The following is a 15,036-nucleotide window of genomic DNA, read 5'->3' as shown; positions in this document are numbered from 1 at the left end:
GAGAATTCTTAACAACCTGTAAGCGAATGGATCTTGTCGACCCGCCTGCTGTGTCTTCCTCCTTCGAACGGCGTCGATAACCAGACGCGAACAATTTCTTCAGTCTCGCTCCAGCCGATGAGTCTTTCTCCAAGGCTCAAAACGTTCGCGTCATTGTGTTTCCTGGACAGTTCCGCCATCTCGGCCGTCATGCACAGGGCGGAGCGAATACCTTTCACCTTATTGGCGACGATATCCACTCCAATACCGCTTCCACAGACCATGATGCCGCGATCGCATTCGCCGCCGGAAATCGCTTTCGCAGCAGCGTAGGCAAAATCAGGATAGTCGCTCGGGGAATCGTTGAACGCACCGAAGTCTCGATATTCAAGTTTCAGTTCTGCGAGCACGCTTTTAATCTTTTCCTTGTATGAGAAGCCTCCGTGATCCGATGCGAGCGCGATCATCGTCATTCTCCTTCCGGTCGACTGAACCAAACCTCGCCCATCGTAATAGACAGATACAGCCTGAAGACATGTTCACGAAAGAGAAAATCGCTCGAGATTCCCCGGAGACCATATTGTGCCGACAAGTCTATCGAAGCGGTTACGCTGATCGGCATTTCAATTCCGGCTGTCAGGAATAATTCATCCAGCTGTTTCAATTGTCCCGATCGAGTCGGAACCTCGAACTGCGTCTCCTGGTAGTAAAATCCGGCGCGCAGCACTCTCCGCTGGAATAATGTCGCGATACTCCTCCCTGCCAGATATTCCATACCGCCGCCCAGGAACAAGGCGTCCTTAAGCGTTCCGGCAGAAGTAAAAGTATCATAATATTGGGAGAGTTTCCGGAGTCGGAAATCCAGTAGTGCACTCAATTCGTCGTTGATTTTGTCGGCGAGACCAAGTCCATATTCAGGAGGAATTCTTCCTGCAGCACCGCTCGTGAATGTGTAATCGGAATCGGCGGCGTAGATAGATCTCACAGCTGAAGTCCCGTTAAGGTCAAAAGCACCTCTGTAATATCCTCCGATGCTAATTCCCTTTAGAAAACTCCAGCCGCTCAGCTGATCAAGATCGTGAGCCTGGAATCCGATTGTACCGGCCGGCCCACGCAAGTACATGCTGTTGTCAAGGTAAGAATTTTCGTAACCGGAGCTGTCGAAGATGATCTGCCCCGTCAATTCCGTGCGGCCGAATGCATACTGGAACATCGCGCCGAGATTTAACTCTTTTATAGGTGAAACGGTTCCACCAAAGAAGCCTTCGCCAAGTCCCCCGGCTCCCGTACGCAGGTACGTATGTGTGGGAATCCCGCTCGTATCCGGCACGGTCGAGACGATCTGATACTGGTAGGAGGTAAGCGGAGCGAATCCCCCCGCTATGGAGATACCGAGCCCGCGATCGATAGGAAGTGCGAAGGTTCCGCCATTGAAATTGCCGTTGGCATAATAAGAAGTCTGTCCCATCTTGTTGTCTTGCGAGCTGACTCCCGAAAAACCGAAAGCCGCCGTTATTTGCACGCTCTCCAGTCCGGACCAACTTGCGGGATTCAGGAGACTCAGATAGCCGTTCCCCGATAGTGCGAGACCTGAATTACCCATTCCGGCGGAACGACTTCCCGCGAAACTTGTAAATATACCAGCGCCTTCTGCGGACAGCGGCGTGCCGTCCTGTGCCCTGACTGCACAAACGGCAGTTGCAAGACAAAGCACTACGATTATTCCGCTTCTCATTTCTTGATCACCGGCGCGTAAGTGATGTCAAGTCTTGGTTTCAGCGAATCGGAAGCGTTCTCATCATATACGAAGCGCGAATCCAGATTGCTCAACTCGCTGTACCGCGTAATCATGAAACCATTGTTTCCTCTGTTAATCATCAGCTGCACCGGCGCGGTGACGTTGAAGACATATTTGTTTCCCGTCTGTGTGCTGAGAGCGCTGTTTACGGTGTTCAAGGTCAGCGGTGATAAGCTGCCGATGTAATAGACGTATAGTGAATCGCCGGAATTGCCCGAATACAGTGTGTCAAGGGAATCAGCGTAAACCGTGAGCTGCGCAAAGTTCACGATCGAGAATTTAGGTATGCTGCTGAGGTCGAAGAGGACCGACTCGCGGAGGCCGGTGCCGCTTTGTACAATCCTGTAGGGTCCGGGCGGCGCCATGGAAGTGATCGTGGTAGTTGCAGCCGACATCGCGTTCGATGAAGTCGTAATGATAGTATCCAGCAAACCGTTAATCACACAAGCGACGCTCATCACCGGAATATAGCCGGTGACCCCGAAAGCCGACGAATACAAAGACATGACACCGCTCATGTTCACCGGTTTGATTATCATGCCATTGTTCTTCACGTTCGTGTCGAACAGCGCGACAGCCCACTGCCGGGCGATCGAAGTGTCGATCTGTATTGAAACAGTGGAATCTACAATCGATTGCGATAGCACTATGTTAGTCGAGCCACGTCCGAGGGCGTTGATGCTGTCGACAGTATACGTGAGCGGGTCCCAGAGCGTATCCATCGTGAATCCCTCAAACTGCATATTGTGAACGTCGTATCCAGACGGTTGGAAATATTCGGGACCGCGCACAAATATTATATTCGCCGACAAAATAGTTTCCGCATAGTAGACCGAATCAAGCCCGGCAAAAAATCTGACGAGAAGATCGGATTCCGTCCACGGTACCTTACCGATCGGTATTTCGCTGCCCGCGCCGTCCGCTATGCCTTGGTTGATTTGACTCGTCACAAGCTTGGCACTGTCTTTTATCGAATCAAAAGGTCTTGGAGCAAGCGTACTGTCGTACGTGACAAGCCAGGAGCCTGATTGATTGATCTTATTCGTACAACCTGTTAACAATGTAGATACAGCAAGTGCTGAAAGAATAATCTTAATTGACTGCTTCAATTTTCTCTCTTACAAAATGTTCCAGGGTATCTAAGAGGTTCTTCGCAAGATAATCGATTCTAATTCCGTCTGCAATGCAACGGCCGTAATCTTCCTGACCGTATCCGGTGAGAACGAGTGAAGTCATCGCGCCTGCGTTCAGTCCGCACTTAACGTCGCTCCATTTGTCCCCTACTACGAAAGATCCGGAAAGATCGATGTCGAATTCTCGTTTTGCTCTCATTAACATGCCTGTGTCAGGTTTCCTGCAGTCGCATTTGATTTTTTCTCCGAAGTCAGGATGATGAGGACAGTAATAGATCGCATCCACTACCGCTCCTTTTTCGGCGAGCTTGGAAACAAGTCTGGCGTTTACGTTTTCGACCTGAGTTGTCGTAAGAATTCCCCGCGCGACGCCCGCCTGGTTCGAAATTACAACCACTTTCAAACCCAATCTGTTCGCCAACGAAATCGCTTCAGGCGAGCCGTCTATAAATTGCAATTGATCGGGATCAGAAAGGTAGTCCTTATCAACATTGATCGTCCCGTCACGATCGATGAATATTGCCCGGGTCACTTCTCGAGTATCTTGGTATAGAGCTCGGAATATTGTCTGGCAGAATTCGTCCAGGAGAAATCTTCCATCATCCCGTTTTTCATGATTTTCTGCCAGTTCTTCTCGTCTCCGAAAAGTGAAACCGCTCTCGATATCGCCTTGAGCATTTCTCCGGACGTGTAGGCATCGAAGAAGAAACCGGTCCCCGTCCCCTTCTGCGCGTTGACTTCCTTGACCGTATCAGCGAGCCCGCCGGTCCTCCGGACGATTGGCACCGTACCATACTTCAGACTGTACAGCTGGTTGAGTCCGCACGGCTCGTACTTGCTCGGCATCAGAAACATGTCCGCCGCTCCCTCGATGAGATGTGCGAGCTCATCGTCGTAAGCGAGCTCGAGCGCGAACTTTCCGGCAAATTTTTTCGAGAGCGATTCGAGCTGAGCATGATACTTCTTCTCGCCCGTCCCCAATACTATCAACTGCACGTTCAACTTCATCAGTTCTGCAAACGAGTCAATCAGAAGATCCAGCCCTTTTTGTTCAACGAGCCGCGTTACCATACCGATCAGGGGGACATGAGGATCGTATTTAATGTCGAATCTCTTGAGCAAATACTTCTTATTCTCGACTTTCGCGTCTACCGTTTTGAGGCTGTATTTAAAAGGAATGAACGGATCAATGTCGGGGTTCCAGATCGAATAATCTATACCGTTCACGATTCCTGTGAAGTTCTTCTTCCTCTTTCTCAAAATGCCGTCCATGCCGCAGCCGAATTCTTCGCTTTCCGATATTTCCTTTGCGTAAGTGGAGCTGACGGTCGTGACGTAATCCGAATAAACTATTCCTGCTTTCATGAAGCTGAGTTTGTCGAAGAACTCGGCGCCATCGGGTGTAAACACATCGGCAGGCAATCCGGTCTTCTGGAAGGTCTCTTTGGGAAAATTGCCCTGGTAGGAAATATTATGAATGGTATATACAGTTTTGATCTTTTTAAAGAAAGGATCGCGCGAGTAAATCTTTTTGAGATAAACCGGAACCAGACCGGTTTGCCAGTCATTGCAGTGTATCACATGCGGAGCCCACCCGAGCCTCTTCAGGATTTCAAAGATTCCGCGTGAGTAGAAAATGAATCTCTCGTCGTTGTCCGGATAATCCTTCTTCGATCTCGGATCCTGGTAAATCCCCTGCCGGCCGAAATAATCGGCGCTGTCGATGAAATAGATCTGCACCTTTGTTCTGTCGCCAACGAGGAACGACGACTTGACGTTGAGCTTCGCGGTTTTCTTACCGATCGGAATGTCGATATCTTTCAACCGAATTATCTCGTGGATCCGGAATTTTCTTTCACTCACAAACCCGTACCGTGGAATTGCAAGCCTGACATCGTTGCCGATTTCCTTGAGCGCCTGGGGAAGCGCGCTTGCCACATCGGCGAGGCCGCCGGTTTTTGCGAATGGAAATACTTCAGAAGACAGGAACAAAACGTTGAAGGGTTGCGTCATTTCATACCAAGATTTGTTCACATAAGATACCAATTATCGGGCTTATAAGCAATGTCACCAGGTTTGAAATGTACCACCTTGCCTATCTTGAAAGACTTGGGAGGTTGAAATATATTCAACTTAAATTCTTTCGAAGGACGAAATGCAAATCCAATTCATCGGCGCAGCTCGGACTGTCACAGGTTCCATGCACCTCTTGCAAGCCAACGGCAAAAAAATTCTCCTCGAGTGCGGATTCTTCCAGGGTAAACGCGCCGAGAGCATCAGGGTGAACAAGACATTCGATTACTTCCATCCGGCGGAAATTGACACGGTAATACTCTCTCATGCTCATATCGATCACAGCGGGAATCTCCCGAATCTTGTAAAGCAAGGATTCACGGGACCGATCTACGCGACTCCGGCAACGAGGGACCTCGCAGGGATCATGCTTGCAGACAGCGCGAAGATCCAGGAGCAGGACGCGGAGTTTTTGAATAAGCGACTCGCGAAAAAGGGGGAGGCGCCGGTTCAACCCATTTACACCACTGAGGACGCGCTCGAGGTGATGCCGCTGTTTGTCTCCGCTTCCTACCACAGGGAGGTTCTTGTTTCGGAAGGCGTCTGGCTGACTTTTCTGGACGCCGGCCACATTCTCGGGAGCGCACTCGTTCAATTGCGGATAAGCGACAACGGGAAAGAAAAAATACTGCTTTTCACGGGAGACCTCGGACGAAGGGGATTGCCGATTCTGAGGAATCCGGAAATAGTGACGGAGGCGGATGCCTTGATGATCGAAAGCACCTACGGCGGACGATTTCACGATCCAATCGAGGGAATGGAAGCCAAACTTGCCGAAGTCATAATGAAAACGATAAAGCGAGGCGGGAAAGTAATTATCCCGGCTTTCAGTGTAGAACGAACTCAGGAGATAGCTTACACGCTTCACAGGCTCTTTGAGGCAAAGACCCTTCCGAGAATCCCGGTGTTCGTCGACAGTCCTCTTTCTGTAAACGCCACCGAGATATTCAGGCTGCACCCGGAATGCTTCAATAAGGATGTGTTCAAGATGGTGATCGCTCATGAGGACCCGTTCGGCTTCGAATACATCCACTATGTTCAGAGCGTCGAAGAGTCGAAGAAGTTGAATGACATAAAGGAACCGATCGTAATCATTTCCGCATCAGGTATGTGTGAAAGCGGGAGGATCCTCCACCATCTCGCGAATAACGTCGGCAATTCGAATAACACTATCCTGATAGTCGGATTCCAGGCTCCCGATACTCTTGGCAGGCGGATGCTGGACGGGCAAAAGGAGCTGAAGATCTTCGGCGATCAGGTCGAGCTGAAAGCAGAGGTGGTAGCCATGCATTCTTTCTCTGCTCATGCCGATCATAAAGACCTTGTCGATTTCACGAACAATTTCGAAAAGAAACGGCTTCAGAACGTGTTCCTTGTTCACGGAGAGACCGAGGAACAAAGTGCTCTTACCGACGGCTTCAGGCAGATCGGATTGAAGAACGTCTATTCTCCGGCGAGAGGCGACAAATTCGAAATTTGAAAAGGATACTGATCACCGGTGGAGCGGGGCTCGTAGGGAAATACGTAACGAACGATCTGGCGACCGACTACGAGGTGACGGTTCTCGACAAGAAGAAGCCTGCAGCCGATGTAGAGTTTATCGAGGCCGATCTTACGGATGCTTCCTCAATTAAAGCTCACGACGAACATTTCGACGCCATACTCCACCTCGCGGGCATACCGCATCCTCTGAATGATCCGGCGGAGAGAGTATTCACGGTGAACACGCTCGGCACTTTTACCGTAATGCAGTTCGCGGCCGACAAAGGAATAAAGAAGGTTGTACTTGCGTCCAGCGAGTCGACTCTCGGGTTCGCGTTCGCCCGACGCGCCGCCTCTCCGGACTATTTTCCAATTGACGAGCAGCACCCCCTTCTTCCACAGGACCCTTACGGGCTCAGTAAAGTCTGCTCCGAGGAAATCCTCAAGAGCTACTCGCGCGCATACCAGATACAGACTGTCGCGCTGCGATTTCCCTGGATCTGGGTGCCAGACGAGAAGGAGAAAGAGGTGTACAGAAAACTCATATCGGAATATGAAAAGTGGTACAAGAATCTCTGGGCCTGGGTGAACGTTCATGACGTCTCACAGGCGTTTTCAAAAGCCCTGGAGTATAAAGGCGACGGCTTCGACAGGTTCTTCATCACCGCGGATGACAATTGGACCGGACTGAGTTCAGCCGAGTTGATCGGCGAGTTCTATCCGAAGTCACAGGTTGTTCATTCGATGAAATCGCCCCGCTCGCTCATCTCAAGCGATCTCGCGAAAGTAGTGTTAAAATATTCGCCGAAGTTTACGGTCTCAGAGACGATCAAGTGATTAGATTACTCATTGACACCGACGCGGGCGTGGACGACTCGCTCGCGATCATGTATGCGGCGAGCTGCCCGGAGGCGAGCATAGAAATGATATCCACGGTGTCAGGAAACGTTCACGTCGATGACGTAACTCAGAACGTCTTGCTTTTGAGAGAACTACTGCACGCCGACTTCCCCGTTTACATGGGCGCTCCTTCACCGCGCTCAAGAGAATTGCTGACAGCGCCGGAAGTCCACGGGGGCGACGGCGTCGGAAACTACCGGAAATCGAACGGCAGAGAGCGATCGTGGTGCGATCCGGGCAACGCCGCCGACATGATTGTTGAATCAGCCCGAAAGCACGGCCGAAAGCTGACGATCGTTTCAATAGGTCCCATGACGAATATCGCAGATGCCGTGTCGCTGGACGCTGACTCGATCCGCAACGTCGGTCGGATCATACAGATGGGCGGAGTGACTTTCGGATATGGTAATACGACAACATTCACCGAGTTCAATATCGCAGTGGATCCGGAAGCTGCAGCATTCGTTCTCGAGCAAGGCATATTCGTCCGGTTCGTCAGTCTCGACCTTACCGAGCTGCTCTTCCTCAAGCGAAGATTCTTCAATCAAGTTCTGCGGCGGTCCACTAAGCTGGAAGGGGAACTCAAGAACCTTATCAGTCAAGCAGTAGAATTCTACATGCAATATCATAAAACAAAAGAGCGCCTCGACGGATGCTTCCTCCACGATCCGATTGCTATCGCCGCCGCATTAAATGGAAATTGGTTTCGCTTCATCAAGTCGAGAATTGCAATTGAAACAAAGGGCGTTTACACTTCCGGCATGACGATAGCCGACCTTAGAGGTAATCCACGAGACTTCAATTCCGAGATCGCCGTCGCATTCGACGCGGCAGGCTTCATGCGCGACTTCATACTCAAAGTATTTGGAGTCAGCATAAGTCGGAAATCCGTTAGAGAAAATTGCCTGAGTGAGAGATTCGTTTCTGGATTTTCAAATATGATTGACTGAAATCGATGGGAAACAAGACAATGATTCTCGCGACTTTCATTCTATTCGCAATTATCTCGCAAGGTTGTAGAAAAGTGACTTCAATACCGACCGGAAACGACAACTTCATTATAGTGCCCCCTTCAAATATGCAGGTATATCTTTCGGGAGATGCCACAATAATTGTATTCTGGGATCAGGTTACGGCTGTGGGGTTCTCATATTATAACGTGTACCTTGGCACGAGCAGGAGCAACCAGAAAGTGGTTGATCAGACAGCCGAAAACGCTTTTCTGGTAGACAGTCTCAGCTACGACTCGACTTACTACCTCAGCGTTACGGCGGTCTACGCCAACGGAGTCGAGAGCGGCCAGAGCAATTTTGTGGCCACAAAACCCGTGAACTTTTCGGCTCCGCCCGCACCTCTCGGCCTCACCGTACACGGTCACGATGATGATTTCGGAAAATACGTCAGTGTCATATGGTCGTCCGAACAAATCGGAGATCTTGCCGGCTACGAAGTATACAGAGATACGTCTGCAGACTTTCAGCCGGACACTCTCACTAAAACGGACCTTGTCGCAACGGTGGTAACGAATTCCATCGACGACACCAACCATGTCGACATTAACAGAGACTACTATTACAAGATCATCGCCTTCGATTTCGATCACTGGCGCAGTGCGGCGTCTCTTCCCGTTTCCGACAGGATACTTGCCAGGCCGCAGCTCGTCTCGCCTCCTTCCGGTGCGTCGATAAATTACAACGACTTGCTGACTTTCAAGTTTACCCAGGTTGCGGGAAGCTCCGGGTATCTTCTATTGATCTCCAGCTCGCCTACAGGCGGCGAGGTATTCACGACCACGATTCCTGCAGGAGAGGACTCACTTGTTTATTCCGGTTCCTCGCTTAGCTTCAACCAGTTATATTTCTGGCGTGTAGCCGCAACAACGGTCGACCCGGCTACCCCGAACTCAGTAAGCAACGTCTTCAGTTTTACGATATCGCAGTGATTGAACTCAGTAACGTAACCAAAACATTTTCCGGGACAGTCGCGCTCGACTCGATCTCCTTCAAGGTCGAGAGAGGAAGTGCGTGCGGATATATCGGCCCGAACGGGGCTGGAAAATCCACTACCGCAAGAATCGTCGTGGGTTTGGAAAAGCAGGACTCCGGCAAAGTAACTGTTGTCAGAGACGGGACCGCGGAAGATCCTATTTACAGGCGTTCGAAAATAGGATACGTTCCCGAATCTCCGAGACTGTACGAATCATTGACGCCCGCCGAGACAATCGAAGTTGCTTCGCTCTTGAGGAAGTTCGACAGGAAGCGGTCACGTAAGCAGCTCGAAGTCTTGTCGGAAATTTTCCAATTCGCCGAGTATCTCCATAGAGCCCTTCTCTCGCTTTCAAAGGGCACGAGGCAAAAGGTCGCGCTCACGCTCGCACTGGTCTTCGATCCGGAGGTCCTCATACTCGACGAGCCCACCGACGGTCTCGATGTACAGGCAATTAGTTCGTTAAAGCAAGTGATGAAGTCGTTCACATCACGCGGAGGAACGATACTGTACTGCTCGCACCTTCTCGATTTGGTGGAGAATGTCTGCGACAAAGTGTATTTCATCAATAAAGGACGGATCACCGACGAATTCATGAAGGATGAGTTTACCAAGAGCCGCGGGTTCCTGGAACAGACTTTCATGAATAACATCGGGAGCCACAACGAGCAGCGTCTGATAGATGATTTTTTTGGAAATGCGCATTAGCATTTGTTCGATGATCGTCTTCCTGCTTACTGCGAATGCGTTCTCCCAAACCCCCGACAGTAATGTCGTCGTGCCCGTCAATTCTGTTTTGACAGGTTTCGACCAGAATCTGAATACGCTTACCTGGAACGGGCTGGCGGGCGCAAACCTGTCGTCGAACGCTTACGGAGTAAAGATGGACGAGAACTTCCACTCAGTTCTCATCGCAGGGCAGCAGAATCTCATCAGAGACGAACAGAGCGTAGACTTCCAGCTCACGCGCTCGCTTTTCGGCAATATCTCAGGACTCGGGTTGGTGCAGTCGAATTACTTCAGTGATTCAAGACAGATCGGACTGAACTCGGTGGGCGCGTCCACCGTCCTTGGAGGCCTCACTTACGCGACTCGGCGCGACACCCTCGCAGCAGCTGTAGGCAACAAATGGGACCGGCAGGCAGGCGTGGAGAACATCGGAATCACATACGACGCGCACGGAAGTTCAATCCTGTCTCCTCTCGACGGAAGCCTCCTCCTCCCTTCCCTAATGATCCACGATGAAGAGATCTCACCGAGGAGAAACTTCGACAGAGCTGCGGGAGTCATCTACCGCCAGGTCTTCAGTCCAGGTTCATCGGTCAACTTCCAGGGAACATACACCACACAACTCCGAGATTTTTTCTTCCCGGCCGATCCCGTGGTCGAAGCTTTATACAATGTTACGAACAACATCCAAAGCAGGAACGAGGACCGGGAGAACTTTCTTGCCGGATTGTCCACACCCTTCGCGTTCTTCCAGCTCAATTCCCAGGTAAGTCTTGGAGAACGATCGATCGACTTGACTTACAGATACAAACCGACGATCGACACCGCGAACACACTTTACGATACGAGGATAAGAGTTTCCGATTTCGATTTCCTCGGCCAGGTCCTCACAAACTTTCTCGAGGACACTCTTCTTGTCAGTATGGAACACTCCGAGCGCGACGAGACTCACTCAGTGATCAATGCTCGTCTCGTGGACCCGTTTACGGCGATCCGCGATTCGAACGAGGCGCAACTTAACAGCCTCGAGGCAAGAAACACACTGACCGGCAAGTTCCTTCTTCATTTCGGAAGTTTCTCCGCAAATCTTTCGGGACTCGCGTCACTACTGAGATACGACACGCCAAGCGACCTGAACTTCGACGACCGCGACGAACTTACAAACACACTTTCTCTCCAGGTAATGAACGAATTCAGTCCGTTTTTCCAGGCGGGCGTCGGAGCGGAGGGCGACTTGATACACGTAGTCTACATCACCTCGGAGCGAAGTGCGAACAACAATAGAAATTTTATCTACAAGCTGTTCCCGATAGTGATATACTCGGGATCGACAGTCAATTCCTACAATCGATTCGAAGTTCTCGCCAACTACACAGTTTACGATTACGAGGCTTTTTCTGAGGTACATAGTTTTTCGTTCCGGCAGGCATCATTCCTCGACTCAACCAGGGTGGCACTGACTTCAAAGGTCAGCGCCTTCCTCCTCGCCAGCGTGAAACTTTATACTAGGGGAGAGTTATACTGGTCGAGCTTTTCCGAATATCCTTTGAACTACTTCGTGGACCAGACCTTCTGGCTTTACCTGTCATACTTCACAGGAAACGTCGGCTACGGTGTCGGATACAAATATCTGTCTCTGACGCGGTACGACTACACGACTGCAACCGAGAGGAATTTTGCGCTAAGACAGACCAATGCCGGACCGACGGGTTTCTTTACGGTCGAAATGGAGCACGTCAGAATTTTCATAAATGGTTGGTACCAGGTTTCGACCCAATCGTTGGAAAACGCGATAGTTTATCCTAACTTCGAATTGAAAGCATCGTACATTTTCTAGTGACCCAACTGCACGAACACATACAGATAAAGACTAAGAATACTTCGTTCAAAGAGGCCGAACGAAAGTTAAAGAAAATTTTTAAGAGACTTTCGATGTCGGAATCCGACGAGCACAATTTGCTTGTTGCGGCCAGTGAAGCCGTCAATAACGCTGTACAGCATGGGAACAAGCACGATCCCACGAAGAACATAACTATCGACGTCGATTATGAAGCAGGGGTAATAATCGTCGCGATCCAGGATGAAGGCGGCGGCTTCGATCTGAGCTCGCTGCCTAACCCAATTCTACCGGAGAATCTTTTAAAGCCGAGCGGAAGGGGAATTCACATTATGAAATCGTTGATGGATAGTGTGAAATACGATTTCACCCCGCGCGGAACGCGAATGACGATGAAGCTGACCCTTCATAAGGAATAATGGGTCGAGCCCGCCTTTAGCAGATCTTCTCCCTCGCAATAAGAATCGGGACAGTTACTCTTCTCACCGGCAAGAATAAAGATTTAACCCACTTAAATAAAAAAACCCGTCCGGGGCGGGACGGGTTCTGCATGAACATGAGATTCCAACCGGTCAGTTAAACTTTACCTTCGCCATATTGGCTTTCACATCCTCCGCCGACTTGGCGAGTTCCTTCTTCTCATCTTCCGTCAATTTTATTTCGATAATCTTCTCCATCCCCTTCGCGCCGAGCTTCACAGGTACGCCGATGACGACGTCGCTCATGCCGTACTCTCCTTTGAGGTAGACAGAGCATGGAAGGATTCTCTTCTTATCCTTAACAATCGACTCAACCATCTGGACGACCGCAGCGGACGGAGCATAGTATGCGCTCCCGGTCTTGAGGAGAGACACGATTTCGGCTCCTCCGTTTCTTGTCCTCGTGACGAGCTTCTCGATCTTGTCGCGGTCCATCATTTCAGTGAGCGGAATTCCGGCAACTGAAGTGTAACGGACCAACGGCACCATGGAATCACCGTGACCGCCGAGAACAAAGGCCTGAACACCTTCGACCGACACGTTGAGCTCGGCCGCGATGAACGACCGGAACCTTGCGGTGTCGAGGACGCCCGCCATCCCAATCACGCGCGACCTGTCGAACCCGCTCATCTTCATCGCGACGTAAACCATGACATCGAGCGGATTAGACACAACGATGATTATGCCCTTCGGTGAACGCGGAGCAACCTGTTCAGTCACTGACTTCAGAACTCCCGCGTTGGTGGAGAGGAGGTCGTCCCGGCTCATGCCCGGCTTGCGCGCGATGCCGGCTGTAATCACAATGATGTCGCTGTTCGCGGTTTCGTCGTACGTGTTTGCACCGACGACTCTGACATCGCTGCCAAGCACCGGTGATGATTCGAGCATATCGAGGCCCTTCCCCTGCGGGAGACCCTCGACAACGTCTGTGAGGACGACTTCGTTAGCAAGCTCGCGGTCGACAAGGCGTTGAGCCACGGTCGCGCCGACATTGCCGGCGCCTACTACGGTGATTTTCATGGAAATGTCCTTCTGAACTTAAATTTTGCGGGGAGTCGGAGGAAGTACGCTCACTCTCTTGCGCACTCGTCTGAAAGTCTCGAATTTCACGACGCCGTCCTTCAAAGCAAAGAGGCTGTCATCCTTCGCGACACCGACATTTTCGCCGGGTAATACTTTGGTTCCGCGCTGACGAACGATAATGCTGCCCGCTGATATATTTTCTCCGCCGAACGTCTTCACTCCGAGTCTTTGCGAATTACTATCGCGGCCGTTCCTTGAACTTCCGCCGCCTTTCTTATGTGCCATGATGTAACTCCTACGCCTTTATATTATCGATATGGATCGTCGTGTAGTCCTGCCGATGTCCCTTTTTCACCTTGAAGTTCTTTCTTTTCTTTTTCCTGAATACAAGGATCTTGTCTTCCCTGTCGTGGTTGACGATTGTCGCTTCCACGACCGCACCCTTCACGAGAGGGTTGCCGACGGTCTTATTTGTTTCGGATTCCAAATAGACCACTTGGTCGAAGCTGACTTTCTCGCCGACCTTTGCCTTAAGCAGGGGGACAACGACATTCGAGTTTTCGCTGATCCTGAATTGTTTACCTGCAATCTCTACGACAGCTAGCATTAAACCTCCGGGAATTTAAGAAATAATATACTACCGTGAGGCCAAAATTTCAACGGAATTCAAAACATATCGGCTGCTCGACAGATAGAGCGCGGACATGCGGAAGCTTCGGTAGTGGGCTATTTTGACGCTACTGAAATGTCCCATCGTTGAGTATTCTACGGCGTTCAAAAAAAACACAAATGTCATTCCCGAACGCTCCTATCGGGAATCCATGGTGGAGAATGGAGATGGATTCCCGCTAAGAGCACGTCCCCACGATCCGGCCGCCGAATCTGCGGTCGGACGGGAATGACAGTGAGAGAATTTGTCAATGTCACTTCACTTTGAAAGTAGCCCACTGCTGAAACTTCTCTGGAATTAGGGTTCTCCTTTGACATTTTCTTCCGGTCCTATCTGCAACGATGATATCTCCTGTAAACAATAAGCCTCGTTTTCATTGGCTGAGCCGTCCATTTGGTTCGGCGCTGGCCATTTCGTCGGTGTCGCGTTGTGCAGTCATGAACTGTTCGAACACTCAACGATCGGAATGACCGAAATATATTCTCGCATGCTTTCTGATCAGCTGCACTTAGAGGTAAATAGAGGGAAGCAGAAATTTGGGGTGATGGAGATATGCGGCGGACCTATTCCCAAAACCTCATCTCGGTATTACGTCACGGTAATTATTTCAAAGCTCAGGAATAATTTTCTCTCTGCTCCCCTTTGTTTCTGTCAATTTGAGGCATTATGGTGATGGTACAGTACATTTTGATTGGCATCACAATTGCCTTATAATAAATGCGTGCTCGCAGTGGCTCCACTTCAGGGAAACCTGACAATCTAATATAAATTACAAGAGTCACTGATTAACAAATCTTAAAAACCGTAGGAGGTAAGTATGGGACAGCAACAACTTCTGCTAATCGTACTCGGCGTCATTATCGTTGGTATTGCTATAGCCGTTGGAATATCAATGTTTAAGAGTAACGCTCAGAGTTCGAACCGTGACCAGGTCATCAATGACCTCA

General features: G+C 50.3%; 15 protein-coding genes. 7 read left to right on the top strand and 8 right to left on the bottom strand.

Features of this window, described 5'->3' with window-relative positions; genetic code table 11:
- Positions 1-8: 8 nt before the first annotated feature.
- From rpiB to glgA, 5 genes are read right to left on the bottom strand one after another with little or no spacing between them, the layout of a single operon-like run.
- Positions 9-452 (bottom strand): ribose 5-phosphate isomerase B, encoded by a 444-nt coding sequence (gene rpiB, locus VIS48_01660; protein HEY9164846.1) that lies wholly within the window; start codon positions 450-452, stop codon positions 9-11.
- The gene (locus VIS48_01655; protein HEY9164845.1) at positions 449-1,714 is read right to left on the bottom strand and encodes a hypothetical protein; all 1,266 of its coding nucleotides are present in this window, start codon (positions 1,712-1,714) and stop codon (positions 449-451) included. Before VIS48_01655 ends, rpiB begins: the two co-directional genes overlap by 4 nt.
- Positions 1,711-2,886, bottom strand: coding sequence for a hypothetical protein (locus VIS48_01650; protein HEY9164844.1), 1,176 nt, complete (start codon positions 2,884-2,886; stop codon positions 1,711-1,713). The genes VIS48_01655 and VIS48_01650 overlap by 4 nt, the downstream gene beginning before the upstream one ends.
- Complete coding sequence (locus tag VIS48_01645) at positions 2,870-3,442, bottom strand: HAD family hydrolase (GenBank protein HEY9164843.1); 573 nt, start codon at positions 3,440-3,442, stop codon at positions 2,870-2,872. The genes VIS48_01650 and VIS48_01645 overlap by 17 nt, the downstream gene beginning before the upstream one ends.
- Positions 3,439-4,923 (bottom strand): glycogen synthase GlgA, encoded by a 1,485-nt coding sequence (glgA, locus tag VIS48_01640; GenBank protein ID HEY9164842.1) that lies wholly within the window; start codon positions 4,921-4,923, stop codon positions 3,439-3,441. Before glgA ends, VIS48_01645 begins: the two co-directional genes overlap by 4 nt.
- A 142-nt stretch (positions 4,924-5,065) precedes the next feature.
- Between glgA and VIS48_01635 the strand changes: the two genes are divergently transcribed.
- Genes VIS48_01635 through VIS48_01605 form a run of 7 tightly spaced genes read left to right on the top strand, consistent with a single transcriptional unit; the run spans position 5,066 to position 12,336 of the window.
- Entirely contained in the window at positions 5,066-6,463 is a 1,398-nt protein-coding gene (locus VIS48_01635; GenBank protein ID HEY9164841.1) for an MBL fold metallo-hydrolase, read from the top strand.
- Complete coding sequence (locus VIS48_01630) at positions 6,460-7,302, top strand: NAD(P)-dependent oxidoreductase (protein ID HEY9164840.1); 843 nt, start codon at positions 6,460-6,462, stop codon at positions 7,300-7,302. Before VIS48_01635 ends, VIS48_01630 begins: the two co-directional genes overlap by 4 nt.
- Positions 7,299-8,315: a nucleoside hydrolase gene (locus tag VIS48_01625; protein ID HEY9164839.1), complete on the top strand. Its 1,017-nt coding sequence runs from the start codon at positions 7,299-7,301 to the stop codon at positions 8,313-8,315. The genes VIS48_01630 and VIS48_01625 overlap by 4 nt, the downstream gene beginning before the upstream one ends.
- A 5-nt stretch (positions 8,316-8,320) precedes the next feature.
- A complete protein-coding gene (locus VIS48_01620) occupies positions 8,321-9,307 on the top strand; it encodes a hypothetical protein (GenBank protein HEY9164838.1) in 987 nt (328 codons plus the stop codon).
- Positions 9,304-10,059 (top strand): ABC transporter ATP-binding protein, encoded by a 756-nt coding sequence (locus VIS48_01615; GenBank protein ID HEY9164837.1) that lies wholly within the window; start codon positions 9,304-9,306, stop codon positions 10,057-10,059. Before VIS48_01620 ends, VIS48_01615 begins: the two co-directional genes overlap by 4 nt.
- On the top strand, positions 10,049-11,917 hold the full coding sequence (locus VIS48_01610; protein HEY9164836.1) for a hypothetical protein: 1,869 nt from the start codon (positions 10,049-10,051) through the stop codon (positions 11,915-11,917). Before VIS48_01615 ends, VIS48_01610 begins: the two co-directional genes overlap by 11 nt.
- Positions 11,917-12,336, top strand: coding sequence for an ATP-binding protein (locus VIS48_01605; protein HEY9164835.1), 420 nt, complete (start codon positions 11,917-11,919; stop codon positions 12,334-12,336). The genes VIS48_01610 and VIS48_01605 overlap by 1 nt, the downstream gene beginning before the upstream one ends.
- Positions 12,337-12,489: 153 nt before the next feature.
- On the opposite strand, the gene mdh is transcribed toward VIS48_01605, so the two are convergent.
- From mdh to rplU, 3 genes are read right to left on the bottom strand one after another with little or no spacing between them, the layout of a single operon-like run.
- Positions 12,490-13,416 carry a malate dehydrogenase gene (gene mdh / locus VIS48_01600; protein HEY9164834.1) on the bottom strand — a complete coding sequence of 309 codons (927 nt, stop codon included), beginning with the start codon at positions 13,414-13,416 and terminating at the stop codon, positions 12,490-12,492.
- Between the two features lie 18 nt (positions 13,417-13,434).
- Complete coding sequence (rpmA, locus tag VIS48_01595) at positions 13,435-13,704, bottom strand: 50S ribosomal protein L27 (GenBank protein ID HEY9164833.1); 270 nt, start codon at positions 13,702-13,704, stop codon at positions 13,435-13,437.
- Positions 13,705-13,714: 10 nt separating this feature from the next.
- Complete coding sequence (gene rplU, locus VIS48_01590; protein HEY9164832.1) at positions 13,715-14,026, bottom strand: 50S ribosomal protein L21; 312 nt, start codon at positions 14,024-14,026, stop codon at positions 13,715-13,717.
- Positions 14,027-15,036 lie beyond the last annotated feature (1,010 nt).

This window comes from Candidatus Kryptoniota bacterium (assembly GCA_036567965.1).
In the GTDB taxonomy this organism is placed as follows: Bacteria; Bacteroidota; Ignavibacteria; order Kryptoniales; family JAKASW01; genus JAKASW01.
This window is presented reverse-complemented; position numbering and strand designations above follow the sequence as displayed.

What these genes read in the sequence shown, in the direction of transcription:
- rpiB (HEY9164846.1), bottom strand. Translation starts at nt 452, where the DNA reads ATGACGATGATCGCGCTCGCATCGGATCACGGAGGCTTCTCATACAAG.
- VIS48_01655 (HEY9164845.1), bottom strand. Translation starts at nt 1,714, where the DNA reads ATGAGAAGCGGAATAATCGTAGTGCTTTGTCTTGCAACTGCCGTTTGT.
- glgA (HEY9164842.1), bottom strand. Translation starts at nt 4,923, where the DNA reads ATGACGCAACCCTTCAACGTTTTGTTCCTGTCTTCTGAAGTATTTCCA.
- VIS48_01635 (HEY9164841.1), top strand. Translation starts at nt 5,066, where the DNA reads ATGCAAATCCAATTCATCGGCGCAGCTCGGACTGTCACAGGTTCCATG.
- VIS48_01620 (HEY9164838.1), top strand. Translation starts at nt 8,321, where the DNA reads ATGGGAAACAAGACAATGATTCTCGCGACTTTCATTCTATTCGCAATT.
- VIS48_01610 (HEY9164836.1), top strand. Translation starts at nt 10,049, where the DNA reads ATGCGCATTAGCATTTGTTCGATGATCGTCTTCCTGCTTACTGCGAAT.
- mdh (HEY9164834.1), bottom strand. Translation starts at nt 13,416, where the DNA reads ATGAAAATCACCGTAGTAGGCGCCGGCAATGTCGGCGCGACCGTGGCT.
- rpmA (HEY9164833.1), bottom strand. Translation starts at nt 13,704, where the DNA reads ATGGCACATAAGAAAGGCGGCGGAAGTTCAAGGAACGGCCGCGATAGT.
- rplU (HEY9164832.1), bottom strand. Translation starts at nt 14,026, where the DNA reads ATGCTAGCTGTCGTAGAGATTGCAGGTAAACAATTCAGGATCAGCGAA.